General features: G+C 42.9%; 14 protein-coding genes. 10 read left to right on the plus strand and 4 right to left on the minus strand.

Features of this window, described 5'->3' with window-relative positions; all coding sequences use genetic code 11:
• The first annotated feature begins 49 nt into the window (after window positions 1-49).
• Window positions 50-2,230, plus strand: a complete 2,181-nt coding sequence (locus L3V25_RS10005) for an AsmA family protein (RefSeq protein ID WP_237295220.1) — start codon at window positions 50-52, stop codon at window positions 2,228-2,230.
• A gap of 115 nt (window positions 2,231-2,345) precedes the next feature.
• On the opposite strand, the gene cobO is transcribed toward L3V25_RS10005, so the two are convergent.
• The 3 genes from cobO to rne form a co-directional block, all read right to left on the minus strand.
• Window positions 2,346-2,945, minus strand: coding sequence for a cob(I)yrinic acid a,c-diamide adenosyltransferase (cobO, locus tag L3V25_RS10010; RefSeq protein WP_237295221.1), 600 nt, complete (start codon window positions 2,943-2,945; stop codon window positions 2,346-2,348).
• 177 nt (window positions 2,946-3,122) lie between these two features.
• Entirely contained in the window at window positions 3,123-4,676 is a 1,554-nt protein-coding gene (locus tag L3V25_RS10015; RefSeq protein ID WP_237295222.1) for a SulP family inorganic anion transporter, read from the minus strand.
• 257 nt (window positions 4,677-4,933) lie between these two features.
• Window positions 4,934-7,837: a ribonuclease E gene (gene rne / locus L3V25_RS10020; RefSeq protein WP_237295223.1), complete on the minus strand. Its 2,904-nt coding sequence runs from the start codon at window positions 7,835-7,837 to the stop codon at window positions 4,934-4,936.
• Between the two features lie 662 nt (window positions 7,838-8,499).
• Between rne and rluC the strand changes: the two genes are divergently transcribed.
• Entirely contained in the window at window positions 8,500-9,444 is a 945-nt protein-coding gene (rluC, locus tag L3V25_RS10025; protein ID WP_237295224.1) for a 23S rRNA pseudouridine(955/2504/2580) synthase RluC, read from the plus strand.
• Between the two features lie 24 nt (window positions 9,445-9,468).
• Here the strand turns inward: rluC and L3V25_RS10030 are convergent, their stop codons facing one another.
• Entirely contained in the window at window positions 9,469-10,059 is a 591-nt protein-coding gene (locus L3V25_RS10030) for a Maf family protein (RefSeq protein ID WP_237295225.1), read from the minus strand.
• A 201-nt stretch (window positions 10,060-10,260) separates the two neighbouring features.
• Here L3V25_RS10030 and yceD point away from each other — a divergent pair, with 201 nt between their 5' ends.
• From yceD to fabF, 8 genes are all read left to right on the plus strand, one after another.
• Window positions 10,261-10,785: a 23S rRNA accumulation protein YceD gene (gene yceD / locus L3V25_RS10035; protein ID WP_027697102.1), complete on the plus strand. Its 525-nt coding sequence runs from the start codon at window positions 10,261-10,263 to the stop codon at window positions 10,783-10,785.
• Between the two features lie 41 nt (window positions 10,786-10,826).
• A complete protein-coding gene (gene rpmF, locus L3V25_RS10040) occupies window positions 10,827-10,997 on the plus strand; it encodes a 50S ribosomal protein L32 (RefSeq protein WP_017025198.1) in 171 nt (56 codons plus the stop codon).
• A gap of 9 nt (window positions 10,998-11,006) precedes the next feature.
• Window positions 11,007-12,032 carry a phosphate acyltransferase PlsX gene (gene plsX, locus L3V25_RS10045; RefSeq protein WP_237295226.1) on the plus strand — a complete coding sequence of 342 codons (1,026 nt, stop codon included), beginning with the start codon at window positions 11,007-11,009 and terminating at the stop codon, window positions 12,030-12,032.
• A 5-nt stretch (window positions 12,033-12,037) separates the two neighbouring features.
• Entirely contained in the window at window positions 12,038-12,988 is a 951-nt protein-coding gene (locus L3V25_RS10050) for a beta-ketoacyl-ACP synthase III (RefSeq protein WP_237295227.1), read from the plus strand.
• Window positions 12,989-13,045: 57 nt separating this feature from the next.
• The gene (gene fabD, locus L3V25_RS10055; RefSeq protein WP_237295228.1) at window positions 13,046-13,972 is read left to right on the plus strand and encodes an ACP S-malonyltransferase; all 927 of its coding nucleotides are present in this window, start codon (window positions 13,046-13,048) and stop codon (window positions 13,970-13,972) included.
• A 64-nt stretch (window positions 13,973-14,036) separates the two neighbouring features.
• Complete coding sequence (gene fabG / locus L3V25_RS10060) at window positions 14,037-14,771, plus strand: 3-oxoacyl-ACP reductase FabG (protein ID WP_237295229.1); 735 nt, start codon at window positions 14,037-14,039, stop codon at window positions 14,769-14,771.
• A gap of 183 nt (window positions 14,772-14,954) precedes the next feature.
• Window positions 14,955-15,188 (plus strand): acyl carrier protein, encoded by a 234-nt coding sequence (acpP, locus tag L3V25_RS10065; RefSeq protein WP_027697107.1) that lies wholly within the window; start codon window positions 14,955-14,957, stop codon window positions 15,186-15,188.
• Window positions 15,189-15,284: 96 nt separating this feature from the next.
• Complete coding sequence (gene fabF, locus L3V25_RS10070) at window positions 15,285-16,529, plus strand: beta-ketoacyl-ACP synthase II (RefSeq protein WP_237295230.1); 1,245 nt, start codon at window positions 15,285-15,287, stop codon at window positions 16,527-16,529.
• Window positions 16,530-16,549: the final 20 nt, after the last annotated feature.

The raw sequence follows: 16,549 nt of genomic DNA on the forward strand, positions 1-16,549 counted from the left end.
GTTATACTAACTATTAAAAATATGTATATTTGTTTTGAAAAGGATCTCCATGAAAAAAATACTTCTATTCCTTTCTGTACCCATTGCCGCGGTGTTAATTGCCATTCTAGCATTGGTCATTTTCGTTAACCCTAATCAATTTAAGCCGCTTATTATCGAGCAAGCTAAGGCTCAAACGGGCTTTGACTTGGTCATCGATGGTGATATTTCTTGGAGCTTCTTTCCGCATCTCGGTTTTTCTATTGGCAAGACCCAAGTATTAAACTCTGCGGAAGGCTTTAAGCAAGCACAAGTGGTTAAGTTTGATGAGGCGGCTTTGGATGTTTCTGTACTGCCATTGCTTGAAAAGCGACTTAATATCGGCAACGTTACGTTAAACGGCGCTGATATTTTTATTCAGAAGCTAAAAGATGGTCGTTCAAACCTTGATATTGTTAAGGAATCTGCTGAAGACAAAACCACTCAAACACCCCCAAGTAGTGATGAGACTAATGAACCCACTGAAAGTGTAAACCCTGCCAGTGAAAGCCCATGGGAAATCAGTTTAGAAGGCATTACGGTTAACAATGCCAAACTGGTGATGTTAGATGCAGCGAATAATTCAGACCTAACCTTATCCGATGTGAACTTCGCGTTATCACAGTTTAGTTTCGATGAGTGGAGCAACGCTGAATTTGATATTACGGGTAAACAAAATCAGCAAACTTTTGCTGTAAAAGGAAAGACCGAGTTTAAAGTTTCACAAGACTTATCGGATTACCAATTACGTGGTACCGATGTAGAAGCGCAATTTAAAGATCCTTCTACTGACATTAAAAAAGCGCGTTTTACCCTAGATTCGTTTCAATTTAACTCAGTCAGCAAAATGGCACTGAGTGTTAACGGAACGGCATCTGGTATGAATATCGACATTAATCAGTCTGCGTCGATTATGCTTGATAAAGCGATGACGGAGCTTAAAGTTCAGAATATGAATGTCACAGGGAAGGTTGATGGTAAATCGTTACCACTTAGCCCTATTTCGATTGATATGAATTCTGATATTCGCTTCGACTTAGCAAAACAATATCTAGACGTTGCATTGAAAAAGCTATCGGTGAATGAGCTTAACTTTGATGGTTCTACGCAGGTGAGTTTAGCGCCAAGTATTCCTAAAATAGTGTTCGATATTCACAGCCCTGAAATCAACGTTGATGCGCTACTTAAGCAAATGGAGCAAGCTGCTCCTGAAAAATCAGAGACAACAGCAAAAGCCTCTACCGCTAAAAATTCGAGCAACACTAATGCTTCTGCATCTCAAGTAGAACCTGATCTTAGTGCGACACGTACATTAGATGTCACCGGTAAAATTACCATTGATAAGCTAACAGCAAATAATGCCAAAATGCAGAATGTACAAACGCAGTTTAAAGTGAATCGCGGTGTGATTGATTTGCAAAAATTTGCGGCTAACTTGTATCAAGGTTCGGTGAATGCGAATGCTAAAATTGATGCTCGTAAAGATGTTGCCACTTATACAGTGCACAAAGAAATCAAAGGTGTTCAAGTTCAACCATTGTTGAAAGATGTGGCACAAATGGACTTTGTTTCAGGTACCGGCAATATCACCGCAGATATAAAAGGTAAGAGTTTAATTGTCGATAAAGCGAAGCAAAATTTAGCCGGTGTAGTGAAGATTAACTTTGCTGATGGTTCGTTTTATGGTGTCAATGTTGCCCATGAAATTCGTTCTGTCCAAGCGTTATTCAAAGGTCAGAAAGCAGAAGAAACTCAGGTTAAGAAAACCGACTTTAGTGCTGTAACGGCAACGATGAACCTGTCAAAAGGGGTGATGACGACCAATAACTTAACGGCTCAATCACCACTACTAAGAATTCTAGGTAGTGGGCAGGCGAACTACGTTAATGAGACGGTTGATTTTCTGGTTAAAACATCGGTAGTAGGGACTTTGAAAGGCCAAGGTGGTAAAGATACTGAAGAGTTAAAAGACATTACTCTTCCTATTACTATTAAAGGCACTTGGGCGGAACCTAAAATTCGTCCAGATTTAAACGCTGCATTAGATGAGCAAACCAAGCAAAAAGCTCAAGCTGAGATTGACCGAGCAAAAGAAAAGGCTCAAAAAGAGGTTGATCGAGGTCTAGATAAATTACTGGGTGATGATGATTCTAAACAAAAAGATGATGTCAAAAAGGCCGCTGGTGATTTACTAAATGGTTTATTCAAATAGAATTAAGTTTAAGCTCTAAATAACAATGCCACTTCAGTTGTGAAGTGGCATTTTTGTATGGGCTAATCTTAGGTGCGGTTATTTAATGCGGTTTTCTAATATTGGCAGAGAGCGATCACCAATCAATACCTTTACGCGCTTTAACTCCGGCTTCAAAGGCATGTTTAACATTTCGTACTTCCGATACAGTGTCGGCGAGTTCTATTAAGTTGCGGTGAGCGGCACGTCCGGTAAGAATAACCGACTGCTCTTGAGGTCGATTTTCGATGGCTTGAATAAGCTCGTCTAGGTCGATATAACCATAGGTCACCATATAGGTGATTTCATCGAGTAGAACGACATCGATGCTTTCATCTTGTAGTATTTTTTTGCACTCTTGCCATACTTGCTGAGCGGCTTGAGTATCTTTTTGTTTATCTTGAGTTTCCCAGGTAAATCCAGTTGCCATCACATGAAAAGAGACGCCTAGCTTTTCTAATAGATTCTTTTCACCATTATCCCATGTGCCTTTAATAAACTGAGCAACAGCGCATTGCTGGCCATGCCCAACGGCTCTCGCGACGGTACCGAAACCCGATGTGGTTTTACCTTTACCATTGCCAGTGATAACCACGACTAAACCTTTTTCCTGTTGAGCGGCTTCAATACGTTGGTCTACTTGTTGTTTGATTTTTTGCTGGCGTTGTTGGTGCTTATCTTGTTTATGCTCAGACATATTATATCGTTCCATGAAGGTAGGGGATGAAGGGATAGTAACGAATTTAAAAGGCAGAAAAAACCAAAGTTTTAGAGGGGTATACTCGATACCTTAAAAAACAAAAAGCCCAACGCGATGGTTGGGCTAATGGTTTATATATCCAAGTTACTTGAGTATAGAAAGTTATACTGCGAATTAGTCCGCGAGTAGGTCATCAATCACTTTATAAGTTGGATCTTCTTTGACATTGATTTCAATTAGGCTGCCAGCTTTATCCAGTAGAGTCTTACAATCTTGACTTAAATGGCGTAGATGGAGTGTCTTACCTAAACGCGTGTAACGCTCTGCTATGGTTTCAATTGCTTCGATAGCGGAATGGTCAACCACGCGAGACTGGCCAAAATCGATGATCACATCTTGAGGATCGTCATAAGCATTGAAAAGCTCAGTAAAGTTAGCCGCAGAACCAAAGAAGATAGGGCCGTTAATTTGGTAAACTTTCGAGCCTTCTTCATTGATGCTTGTCACTGCATTGATATGTTTTGCATGTTGCCAAGCGAACATTAATGCTGAAACCACAACACCGACACCAACCGCAACGGCTAAGTCTGTCAATACGGTTACGATAGTCACAAGGATAATCACGAAGAAATCTTGCTTAGGCACTCGGCGAGCCAACTTGAAGGTTGCCCATTCAAACGTCCCGATTACCACCATAAACATTACGCCAACTAGCGCTGCTAGTGGGATCATTTCAATCCAAGTCGCGGTAAATAAGATAAAGCAAAGTAGGGCAATCGCGGCAGTAATACCTGATAAACGGCTACGGCCACCGGAATTAATGTTGATCATCGATTGACCAATCATGGCACAGCCACCCATCGCACCAAATACTGAGCAGGTTAAGTTACCAAGACCTTGGCCAATACATTCACGGTTTCCTTTACCACGAGTGTTCGTCATCTCATCGACTACCGTTAAGGTTAGTAGTGATTCAATTAAACCAATGGCGGCGATGATTAATGCATATGGGAAAACAATTTGTAGCGTTTCGAAGTTAAACGGTACGGCCGGTAGTGCAAATGTTGGCAGTTCACCCGCGAGTGTTGCATTCATATCACCAGACATAGTGCGTAAGAAATCAACTACAGTGCGAGTATCTAAGTTCAAGACTTGAGTTAACGCCGTGACAACAACAATCGCCACAAGCGAAGAGGGCACAGCTTTGGTTAACTTAGGCAAGAAATAAATGATAGCCATGGTTAAAGCGACTAAGCCTAACATGATCGTCATTTGTCCTTGTGGCAACCAAGTCATTATTCCGTTGATATCTGGCGCTTTAAATTGACCAAGCTGGGCCATGAAGATAACGATCGCTAAGCCATTCACAAAGCCAATCATCACCGGATGTGGAACGATGCGGATAAACTTACCTAGTTTTAATAAACCAGCCGTAATTTGTATTAAACCGACTAATAAAACGGCTGCAAATAAGTATTGAACGCCATGAACGGCAACTAAGCTCACCATTACAACCGCGGTCGCGCCAGTCGCGCCAGAAATCATCCCAGGACGTCCACCGAAGACAGAAGTCATGAGACCCATAATAAAGGCGGCATATAAGCCAACCATTGGATCGACACCTGCGACAAAGGCAAAGGCAACAGCCTCAGGTACTAATGCTAGTGCTACGGTCAGGCCTGATAACACATCATTTTTTAGAGATTGACTAGATATTTGGGGAAACATGCTTACTCAGTTAAAAGTTATAAAATAAAGGACTCTAGTCATGAATGAAAAATGATACCAATGTCACCCTAATGGAGACAAAAGGTACAAGTGAAAGGTATTCATGATTGAGAGTGAGAATAATTTGTTGGCGAATGTTACAGAATGGTGGAATTTTCTGCAACAGGTTATCTCTTGCCAATCGTTGAGATAAAAAAAGCAAGACCACCATCTCTAGTGATCTTGCTTAATAACTTTAACGATTAATGCTGTTTAGCTTAGCCGTTAAGCGTTTTTGACATTTCAGAACTCGCATGGCCAGTTGCTGATTGGCTGCCAGCCGCTTTACCTGTGAAAGTAGATTCACGGAAAGGAGCAGCAATAATAGTGATGTCATTTAACTCGCCAGTACCAGAAGCTTTTGCCATTGGTGCGCTGACATGAGATTTTGCTTTAGCTGCTTTCACTTTGACAGATTTTGGTGTCTTAGCTTGCTGTGCTTTTGGCGTATTCTCAACAACAAGGTTATCTTGTTGCTCAGCTTTCACTTCAGAGGCAGTTTCAACTGCAGGCGCTTCAGTTACCGCTGGTGTTACTGGAGCCGCTTCTACCACTGGTGCAGGCTCTGCTTTCACAGGTTGCTGCGTGGTTGGTGCTTCAGTCGTTGTAGCGGTTTCTGTTAACGCTTTGCTTAGGATAACAATTTTACCCATCGACATTTCAGGGAAAGCGTAACCGCCAGTAGGAATGGATGCTTCTACTGCAGGTTGTGCTTGCTCTTCTTTTTGTTTCGGTTTTTCAGCTACGTATTGTGGCCATACTTTACCCATTGCCATTTCAGGTGATGCAACACCACCGGCACGTAGGCGATATGGGTTAGGGCGACGATCACGTGTGCGACGACGGCGTTGGCCGCTAGCACGAAGATGACGTGGTGAACGACGGTTACGACGTTGTTGGCCTTCTTCTTTATCTGTTGCTTCAGGCTTGGCAGCGACTTCCGCTTGCTCTGCTTTGGCTAGATCTTGAACGTTCGCTTCTTCTGCAACTTGCTCGTTAACACGTACTTTCTTCTTCATCTGACGACGTTGACGACGTTGTTTAACTTGAGTTGTTTTCTCTTCAGCTGAGGTGGTTTTTGCTTGAGCTTCAGCGGCAATTTGTTGGCCTTGTTCTACAACCTTAGTTGCATTTTTAGCTGGCTTTTTGTCTTGCTTTGGCTTGCGCTTCTTATCGTTACGAACGTCATTTTGAGGCGCTGCTGATTCTACTACTTTATCTGCAGTCTCGTTAGTACGCGGCTTACGGCGTTTGTTACGTTGATCATTATTGCGTTCATTACGGTCACGGTTGTTACGGCGACGATTATTATCACGCTGATCGTTGCGTTGACGGTTTTGTTGAGCTGGTTTCGCTTCTTCAGTCGCTTTCTCTTCTTTTGGCTCATCACCACCGAATAAGAAATTACCAATGGCTTTAAACAAACCACCTAAACCACCAGACTTAGCTTTCGCTTGGGGCTCTGCTTTAGGGGCAGGCGTTGGTGCGGCAGTTGGAGTTGGTGCCGGAGCGCTTGATGGTGCAAAACCTTTCAATACTGGCTCTTCAATACGACGAGGCTTCATATCAGCTAAAGCAGGCTCTTTTGCTGCTTCTTCTTTGAATGCTTCAATTCGCTTAGGCATCAAGTACGATAGAATCTGATGTTCTTCACCATCGCGTAGGCGAACCACTTCAAAGTGAGGGGTTTCCATATCAGCGTTTGGTACAACAATGATGTTTACTTCTTGATGCTTCTCAATGTGCTGGATTGATTTGCGTTTTTCATTGAGCAAGTAAGACGCGATAGGGACAGGCACAACGGCAAGCACTTGTGAGCTGTTATCTTTTAGGGCTTCTTCTTCAATCAAACGAAGTACAGATAGAGCTAATGATTCATTGTCACGAACCACACCAGTACCAGTACAACGAGGACAAATATGATGGCTAGCTTCCGCTAGTGACGGGCTCAAACGCTGGCGTGACATTTCTAGTAGGCCAAAGCGTGAGATACGACCAATTTGTACGCGAGCACGGTCCATTCTTACTGCTTCGCGCATGCGAGTTTCAACTTCACGTTGGTGACGAACTGGCGTCATATCAATGAAGTCGATAACCACTAGGCCACCTAGGTCACGTAAACGTAATTGACGTGCAATTTCATCTGCTGCTTCTAGGTTGGTGTTTAATGCGGTTTCTTCAATATCACCACCTTTCGTTGCACGAGCGGAGTTGATATCAATAGACGTTAATGCTTCCGTTGGATCGATAACGATTGAACCACCAGAAGGTAGACGAACTTCGCGTTGGAACGCAGATTCAATCTGGCTTTCAATTTGGTAGTGGCTAAATAGAGGTACATCGCCATCGTATTTTTTAACGCGTGATACGAAATCAGGACGCACCAATTGGATATGCGCTTTAGCACGTTCATAGATGGTATTGCTATCAATCAGAATTTCACCGATATCACGACGTAAATAGTCACGAATAGCGCGAACGATAACATTACTTTCTTGGTGAATTAAGAAAGGTGCTGCTTCGCCGTTAGAGGCTTCTTTAATTGCAGACCAATGTTTCAGTAGGATATTCAAATCCCATTCAAGCTCTTCTGCGCTCTTGCCTACACCCGCAGTACGAACAATTAAGCCCATGCCTTGTGGTAGTTCAAGAGTGCTTAATGCTGCTTTAAGTTGAGTACGCTCATCACCTTCAATGCGACGAGAAATACCGCCAGCACGAGGGTTATTTGGCATTAATACTAAGTAGCTACCCGCAAGAGAGATAAAAGTGGTTAACGCTGCGCCTTTTTGACCGCGTTCTTCTTTTTCTACTTGAACAATAACTTCTTGGCCTTCTTTCAGAACTTCTTTAATGTTCGGACGGCCTTGGTAGGTGTAACCTGCAGGGAAGTAATCGCGGGCAATTTCTTTAAGAGGGAGGAAACCGTGTCGGTCAGCACCATAGTCTACAAATGCAGCTTCTAAACTTGGTTCTACTCGAGTGATACGGCCTTTATAAATATTAGCTTTTTTAGATTCATGACCAGGACTTTCGATATCTAAATCAAACAGTTTCTGACCATCAACTAATGCGACGCGCAACTCTTCTTTTTGAGTTGCGTTGATCAACATTCTTTTCATTTTTAAAATTCTCGTTGTTTTTCTTCGTGATAATTGCTTATCGCTTTATGTCGTATCAAAGGTGCCAGATCCCATGACTTTGGCTTCAACCTCACGGCTGTATAGGGGATGCGCTAGGGCACAATAGCCACCAAACATTCATACCTTTCTTATTTGAAGTTATGTCACAAAATCTTGTGTTAGAACTTCAATTACTTTGGGTAGAACGCGAATGCTTGGTCCGAATTCAAGTCGGTATTACTTCTGCATTGATAACGTGAGTAGGCGATAAGTTGGTCTTCGTCAGCTGTGTCTTACGCCTAATGCAGCACATACGTTCGAAGCTTCTACTCATTAATTGCAATGGATGACATTAAATTTGCATAGAAAATGTTCAATACAACCATTGCAGCTGTGAACTATAGCAGCGCCAAGAAATATCAGCAATCAGCTTTACGTCAAAGTGCGTAAATAAATAGGAAAACCTGTGGTTAACTCGGAAGTGAGTGATATTACATCCGTATTATTAATAATATTAATTTGTTTAATAACATGCTGTTAGTTTGATTCTTGTTTTAATTTTGTACGGTTGTGAGTGAAAAGTGAACGTGGGGGATAAAATGGAGATAATAATTTTCAGAATCTTATGCCTCTGGGCGATGTTTGAGTGTTAGAATAGCCGGATGAATGATATTAAAACAGAAGTGAAATTTGTCGATATTGACGCTGATATGGCGGGCCAACGAATCGACAATTTTTTGCGTAATCAATTAAAGCAGATCCCTAAAAGCATGGTTTATCGAATCTTGCGTAAGGGAGAAGTGCGCGTAAATAAAAAACGCGTGAAGGCGGAATATAAATTACAAGCCGGTGACATCGTTCGTATTCCTCCGGTACGCATTTCGGCAGAAGAAGATGCCGCCCCCGTGAGCACCAAATTAGATAAAGTCTCTGAGTTAGAACATTGCATCATTTTCGAAGATGACAGCATGCTGATTTTAAATAAACCATCGGGGACGGCGGTTCATGGCGGCAGCGGTTTAAAATTTGGCGCCATCGAAGCATTACGAGCATTGCGCCCACAAGCTCGCTTTCTTGAATTGGTTCACCGTATCGACCGTGATACTTCTGGGATCTTATTGGTTGCTAAAAAGCGCTCGGCATTGCGTCATTTACAAGCACAATTTCGCGAGAAGACCGTTCAGAAGTATTATTTTGCTTTAGTGATGGGAGAGTGGAAGCAGAGCTGTAAAGTGGTTAAGGCTCCGCTGCTCAAAAATGAAGTGAATAGCATTGTTCGAGTAAACCCAAATGGTAAGCCGTCAGAAACTCGCTATAAGATTTTGGAAAAGTTTAATCAAGCGACCTTAGTTCAAGCTAGCCCGATTACGGGTAGAACACACCAAATTCGTGTTCATTGTCAGTATGTCGGCCATCCGATTGCTTGGGATGACCGCTATGGTGACCGTCGTTTTGATGCTTATACAGGGCAAGTAGGGCTGAATCGTTTATTCCTTCATGCCGCCAATATTAAATTTACGCATCCGGCGACAGAAGAGACTATGGATATTTCAGCACCAATGGAAGCCAAACTCGAAAAAGCGCTAGCAGGTTTAAGAGCGAAATAACGGACTATTTAACCTAGGTGAAGGCTATTTAGATAAAACCTGAATGCCTTGCTTTTCAAGCATATCGATTAAGGTAATAAGTGGTAAGCCTATAAGCGAGTTAGGATCTTTACCTTCTAAGCGTTCGAATAAAGCAATACCGAGTCCTTCGCTTTTGAAACTTCCGGCGCAATAGAAAGGTTGCTCAGTATCGACATAGTATTCAATTTGCGCTTGAGAGAGCGTTCGGAAGTGCACGTTGAATTCATCTAGTGTGACATCACAGCATCCTGTTTCGCTGTTAAAAACCGCGAGGCCAGTATAAAACGTAATGACTTGGCCACTCGCTTGAGTCAACTGTTGAATGGCATTGTCTCGAGTAAGGGGTTTGCCAATAATGGCGTTGTTAATAACGCAAACTTGATCAGAGCCAATAATGATTTGTTTGCCTTGCTCTTTTAGTGCGCATGATTGGGCTTTCATTTTGGCTAAACGCAGTACCAGTTCGGTCGCGCTTTCACCAGCCAACGGCGTTTCATCACAGTTAGGTTCACGAGTTTCAAATTCGATAGCAAGTTTATCAAGTAATTGTTTTCGGTAAGAGGATGTGGAAGCTAAAATTAGTTTTGGCGACATAAGTGGGCCTTTAAAGATTAATTTATATACACCTAAGTAACTTCAAGGTGCCAATTTACGTGTCTTACATTACTTGGGCATACTAAAACAAATCACGCTATGCGTCATGTTGAACGGTGCATAGAACAGGGAAAAGGAAAGTGTAAGTTTTTTGCCTTTTCCTTTGACTAAATTCATTTTGGAGGATAATATTCGCGCCCTATGCAAAAGGTAAAAATACCGCGTACAGTTGACCCAGCAAAATCTGCTCAAAAACGCTTAGACTATCAAGGTATAGTTCAAGTTAGTTTAATGAAGCGCATTGCCGAGTTGACTGAAGGCGTCAAACGCGACGCAGAAGTATCATTGTCCTTTGAGTTGGATGAACAACGATTAGTCGTTATCTCTGGTAAAGCTAACGTCGAAGTCGATTTAGAATGTCAACGCTGTAATGAGATATTCGCGCATTTGTGCGAAGTTGAATTCACTTGTACCCCTGTTTACAGTGAGAAAAGTGAACAAGACGCACCGGAAGAGTACGATTTGGTAGATCTGAACGAGTACGGTGAGTTGGATCTGATTAAGTTAGTGGAAGACGAGTTCATTCTAGAATTACCTCAAATTGCGATGCATGACGAATCTGAATGTAGCGTACAATCAAACAATATGGTGTTTGGTGATCTCCCAGAAGAAGTTTTGGAAGAAAAACCGAATCCATTTGACGTTTTAAAAAATTTAAAGCGCTAGTGCTATAAAGCATTAGAGTTTAAAAACGAAGGAGTAGGGTCATGGCCGTACAAAAGAGCAAAAAATCACGTTCAATGCGTGGCATGCGTCGTTCACACGATGCGCTAACTACTAGTGCATTATCTGTAGACGCAACTTCAGGTGAAACTCACCTACGTCACAACGTGACTGCTGACGGTTACTACCGTGGCAAAAAGGTTATCAACAAGTAAGGTTGACCTTTGCAAACTATTACCGTTGCACTTGATGCAATGGGCGGGGATTTCGGTCCTCGCGTAACAGTGCCTGCCGCCGTGCAGGCATTGTCACATTTCCCAGAGCTGAAAGTTATCTTGGTCGGTGATCGTGAACAAATCACGAAAGAACTGACACATCTCGGATTTACTCCGACCCCTCGTCTCATCATTAAACATAGTGAGAGAGATATTTCTAATGATGAAAAGCCGTCTTTAGCATTACGCAATAGTTCCGGAACATCGATGCGCATTGCGCTTGATCATGTTGCCGATGGTATGGCCGATGCTTGCGTGAGTGGTGGAAATACCGGCGCTTTAATGGCTTTGTCAAAATTCCGTCTTAAATTATTACCTGGGATAGAACGTCCAGCCCTTGTTAGTGCATTACCAACGGTATCCGGTAAAAAAACCTGGATGCTAGATCTGGGTGCTAATGTATCGGTTGATGCGGATACTTTATTCCAATTTGCCGTGATGGGTAGCGCGTTGGCTGAAGTGCATATTCCACATCCGCCTCGAGTGGCGATTTTGAATGTTGGTGAAGAAGAAATAAAAGGCAATGACTTGGTTAAGCGTTGCTCAGAATTACTCAGCCAAACAAAAGAAATCAACTATTCTGGCTATATTGAAGGAAATCAGCTTTTTTATGATGTCGCAGATGTGATAGTTTGTGATGGATTTGTCGGAAATGTGTGCCTGAAAACCTGTGAAGGGGTAGCGCACTTATTCCACCAAAAATTAAAAAGTTATTTTACTTCTTCAACAATTAAGGGCTGGATTGCTCGAAAATTGTTCTCTAATTTATTTAATGAGTTAAAAACACTGAACCCCGACCAGTATAATGGTGCAAGTTTGCTAGGATTGCGCGGCATTGTTATCAAAAGCCATGGGCAAGCTGATACATCTGCTATGATCAATGCAATTGGTGAAGCAGTGTATGAAGTCAAACAGCAAGTCCCAAGCCGTATAAGCGATCGCTTAGAAGCGGTTTTACTCGAGAGGCATTATTAGTCTTCATGAATAGCAAAATTTTAGGAACAGGTAGTTACCTACCGACTCAAGTGCGTACTAACGCTGATTTAGAAAAAATGGTTGATACTAGTGATGAGTGGATTGTAACTCGTACTGGTATTCGTGAGCGCCGTATTTCTGCTCCCGATGAATCCGTTGCTGATATGGCTTATCACGCATCAGTTAATGCGATTGAAATGGCTGGCATTGATAAGCACGATATTGACCTAATTATTGTTGCGACCACCAGTGGCAGCCACAAATTCCCATCATCAGCTTGTCAGGTTCAAGCAGCATTGGGCATCAAAGGTTGTCCTGCGTTTGATGTAGCCGCGGCTTGTTCTGGTTTTGTGTATGCTTTATCGATTGCTGATCAGCATATTAAAACGGGAATGGCGAAGAATGTTCTGGTTATCGGTGCCGATGCGTTATCAAAAATGTGCGATCCTGAAGACCGTTCAACCATTATTTTATTTGGTGATGCCGCCGGTGCCGTAGTACTTGGTGCTAGCGAAGAACCAGGTATTATTTCAACCCATTTGCATGCAGATGGCCGCTTTGGTGAGCTATTAAGCTTAGAAGAAGCGAAGCGTGGTGAGTATATCGACGCTTGGTTACACATGGCTGGTAATGAAGTATTTAAAGTCGCCGTAACTCAATTATCTAAGTTAGTGAAAGATACACTAGCTGCGAATGGTATGGCGAAAACCGAGCTCGATTGGCTTGTACCACATCAAGCGAACTTACGTATCATTTCAGCCACGGCTAAGAAGCTTGCCATGTCACTTGATCAAGTGGTGGTAACATTAGACCGTCATGGTAATACCTCTGCCGCTACGGTTCCAACCGCATTAGATGAAGCGGTTCGCGATGGTCGAATTCAACGTGGCCATATGCTGTTATTAGAAGCGTTTGGTGGCGGTTTCACATGGGGCTCTGCGCTCGTTCGATTCTAATTGTTAGGTTTATCTACACGTTAGGTAAATGAGATTTTAATTTTAAGGAAATTTTCTATGAGTAAGTTTGCTGTTGTATTTCCAGGGCAGGGCTCTCAAACTGTTGGCATGCTAGCGGAACTTGGCGAGCAATATGAAGTTGTAAAAGCAACATTTGCCGAAGCATCAGAAGCGCTTGGTTATGATTTATGGGCTTTGGTTCAAAATGGCCCTGTAGAAGATTTAAATGAAACACACCGTACTCAGCCTGCATTATTAGCTGCCTCTGTAGCGATCTGGCGTGTATGGCAAGAAATTGGTGGCGAACAACCTCAAGTGGTAGCAGGCCATAGCCTAGGTGAATACTCAGCATTAGTATGCGCGGGCGTTATCGACTTTAAACAAGCGATTAAGTTAGTTGCGCTACGTGGAGAGCTAATGCAGCAAGCGGTTCCTGCTGGCGTTGGTGCAATGTTTGCAATTATTGGTCTAGATGATGCCGCGATTGCTAAAGCATGTGAAGAAGCAGCGCAAGGCGAAGTCGTATCACCGGTAAACTTTAACTCTCCAGGTCAAGTCGTAATTGCCGGCAATAAAGCGGCAGTAGAACGTGCTGGTGAGCTTTGTAAGGCGGCAGGTGCTAAGCGTGCATTGCCTTTACCAGTTTCTGTACCTTCACACTGTGCATTGATGAAACCAGCTGCGGATAAACTTGCTGAAGCATTAGCGGATATCGAGTTTAACGCACCGATCGTACCTGTAATTAATAACGTCGATGTGATTGCAGAAACGGATCCTGCGAAAATTAAAGATGCGCTTGTTCGCCAATTATATAGCCCAGTTCGTTGGACTGAAGGCGTAGTTGTAATGCATGATCAAGGCGTAGAAAACTTATTAGAGTTTGGACCAGGTAAAGTATTAACTGGTTTGACTAAACGAATTGTAAAAGCCTTGAGCGCACAAGCTGTGAATGATCCAGCTTCTCTTGATGCCGCTCGCGGTTAATACTGATGGCATGGTGTTGAGCTATGCCTAGGTATCACATTTTCAGTCATAAAGAGGATTTATAATGAATCTTGAAGGTAAAATTGCACTAGTTACTGGTGCCAGTCGTGGCATTGGTCGTTCGATTGCTGAGCTATTAGTTGAGCGTGGCGCGACGGTTGTAGGTACTGCAACAAGCGAATCTGGCGCACAAGCGATTAGTGACTACCTTGGAAGTAATGGTAAAGGTCTAGCCTTGAATGTAACGGATGCAGACTCTGTTGCGGCGACGATCAAAACCATTAATGAAGAATTCGGTGGAATTGACATTTTAGTGAATAATGCTGGTATTACTCGTGATAACCTGTTGATGCGTATGAAAGATGACGAATGGCAAGATATCATGGATACTAACCTAACATCGATTTTCCGTTTGTCTAAAGCGGTTCTTCGAGGCATGATGAAGAAACGTCATGGTCGTATTGTTAACGTGGGCTCTGTAGTGGGTACCATGGGCAATGCAGGTCAAGCAAACTACGCAGCAGCGAAAGCTGGCGTAATTGGTTTCACTAAGTCAATGGCTCGTGAAGTTGCTTCTCGCGGCGTAACGGTAAATACTGTTGCTCCAGGTTTTATCGAAACAGATATGACAAAAGCACTGAATGATGACCAACGTACTGCTACACTATCACAAGTGCCAGCAGGTCGATTAGGTGATCCGCGTGAAATTGCATCAGCAGTTGCCTTTTTAGCTTCTGACGATGCCGCCTATATTACTGGCGAAACACTGCATGTGAATGGTGGTATGTACATGGTCTAAATCTGTTTTGAGTGCTTTAAAATCACTCATATGCATGATTTAGGTCAAAAATGTACCAAATTTCAGTGAAAAACATGAAATTTGTGGTTTGACCAGCAAGGTCAGCCTTGCAACTTTTCAAAGTTTGAATAAACTACGGCTAACATCGCATTTAAGCGAACTCTCTGTAATAGGAAAAGAAAAATGAGCAACATCGAAGAACGCGTAAGAAAAATCATTGTTGAACAACTAGGTGTAGATGAAGCAGAAGTGAAAAACGAAGCTTCTTTCGTTGATGATCTAGGTGCTGACTCTCTAGACACAGTAGAGCTAGTAATGGCTTTAGAAGAGGAATTCGACACTGAAATCCCTGACGAAGAAGCAGAAAAAATTACTACTGTTCAAGCTGCAATCGACTACGTAAACAGCGCACAGTAATAACACCCCCAGGCGGTCTCCCAGACCGCCTGAGTTTTATCTTATATCATCTATCCTTACATACTCTCAGTATTATTAATCTCCGGAGAAAAAATCGTGTCCAAGCGTCGTGTAGTTGTTACAGGCATGGGGATGTTGTCACCGGTAGGCAACACAGTTGAATCCTCTTGGAAAGCCCTTTTAGAAGGTCAAAGTGGTATCGTGAATATCGAGCACTTTGATGCAACCAATTTTTCCACTCGTTTTGCAGGCTTAGTGAAAGACTTTGACTGCGAAGAGTACATGCCCAAGAAAGAAGCTCGCAAAATGGATTTATTTATCCAGTATGGTATTGCTGCGGGTATCCAAGCTTTTAATGACTCAGGCATTGAAGTGACCGAAGAAAATGCCACACGTATCGGTGTCGCTATTGGCTCTGGTATTGGTGGTATTGGTTTGATTGAAGAAGCGGCACATACGCTTCGAGATCGTGGCCCACGTCGTATGAGTCCATTTTTTGTGCCTTCAACCATTGTTAATATGATTGCAGGTCATTTATCTATCATGAAAGGCTTACGTGGACCAAATATCGCTATTTCAACAGCATGTACTACAGGTTTGCATAATATCGGCCATGCGGCTCGTATGATTGCTTACGGTGATGCTGATGTGATGCTTGCGGGTGGTGCTGAAAAAGCGTCGACTCCGCTAGCGATGAGTGGCTTTGCTGCAGCAAAAGCATTATCAAGCCGCAATGATGAACCGCATCTAGCTTCTCGCCCATGGGATAAAGACCGTGATGGTTTTGTACTAGGTGACGGCGCTGGCATGATGATGGTAGAAGAGTACGAGCATGCGAAAGCGCGTGGTGCAAAAATCTACTGTGAAATTGTTGGTTTTGGTATGAGTGGTGATGCTTATCACATGACGTCTCCTAGTGCTGATGGCTCAGGCGGCGCATTAGCAATGGAAGCGGCTATTCGTGATGCAGGCATTACTGGTGATCAAATTGGTTATGTCAATGCACACGGCACATCAACGCCAGCTGGTGATGTAGCAGAAACCTTAGGCATCAAACGTGCATTAGGTGAAGAAGCAGCGAAGAAAGTACTGGTATCATCAACTAAGTCAATGACCGGTCACTTACTCGGTGCGGCAGGCTCAGTTGAATCGATCATTACAGCGTTAACTTTGGTCGATCAAATTGTTCCACCAACCATTAATCTAGATAACCCTGATGAAGGTTGTGATCTAGATTATGTACCGAATAAAGCTCGTAAAGTTGAGAACATGGAATACGCTCTATGTAACTCATTTGGCTTCGGTGGCACCAATGGTTCGTTAATCTTCAAACGTATCTAGTTAAAATAGCTGAATAAGCC

Source organism: Vibrio sp. CK2-1 (assembly GCF_021726515.1).
Taxonomy (GTDB): domain Bacteria; phylum Pseudomonadota; class Gammaproteobacteria; order Enterobacterales; family Vibrionaceae; genus Vibrio.

What these genes read in the sequence shown, in the direction of transcription:
- L3V25_RS10005 (WP_237295220.1), top strand. Translation starts at nt 50, where the DNA reads ATGAAAAAAATACTTCTATTCCTTTCTGTACCCATTGCCGCGGTGTTA.
- cobO (WP_237295221.1), bottom strand. Translation starts at nt 2,945, where the DNA reads ATGTCTGAGCATAAACAAGATAAGCACCAACAACGCCAGCAAAAAATC.
- L3V25_RS10015 (WP_237295222.1), bottom strand. Translation starts at nt 4,676, where the DNA reads ATGTTTCCCCAAATATCTAGTCAATCTCTAAAAAATGATGTGTTATCA.
- rne (WP_237295223.1), bottom strand. Translation starts at nt 7,837, where the DNA reads ATGAAAAGAATGTTGATCAACGCAACTCAAAAAGAAGAGTTGCGCGTC.
- rluC (WP_237295224.1), top strand. Translation starts at nt 8,500, where the DNA reads ATGAATGATATTAAAACAGAAGTGAAATTTGTCGATATTGACGCTGAT.
- L3V25_RS10030 (WP_237295225.1), bottom strand. Translation starts at nt 10,059, where the DNA reads ATGTCGCCAAAACTAATTTTAGCTTCCACATCCTCTTACCGAAAACAA.
- yceD (WP_027697102.1), top strand. Translation starts at nt 10,261, where the DNA reads ATGCAAAAGGTAAAAATACCGCGTACAGTTGACCCAGCAAAATCTGCT.
- rpmF (WP_017025198.1), top strand. Translation starts at nt 10,827, where the DNA reads ATGGCCGTACAAAAGAGCAAAAAATCACGTTCAATGCGTGGCATGCGT.
- L3V25_RS10050 (WP_237295227.1), top strand. Translation starts at nt 12,038, where the DNA reads ATGAATAGCAAAATTTTAGGAACAGGTAGTTACCTACCGACTCAAGTG.
- fabD (WP_237295228.1), top strand. Translation starts at nt 13,046, where the DNA reads ATGAGTAAGTTTGCTGTTGTATTTCCAGGGCAGGGCTCTCAAACTGTT.
- fabG (WP_237295229.1), top strand. Translation starts at nt 14,037, where the DNA reads ATGAATCTTGAAGGTAAAATTGCACTAGTTACTGGTGCCAGTCGTGGC.
- acpP (WP_027697107.1), top strand. Translation starts at nt 14,955, where the DNA reads ATGAGCAACATCGAAGAACGCGTAAGAAAAATCATTGTTGAACAACTA.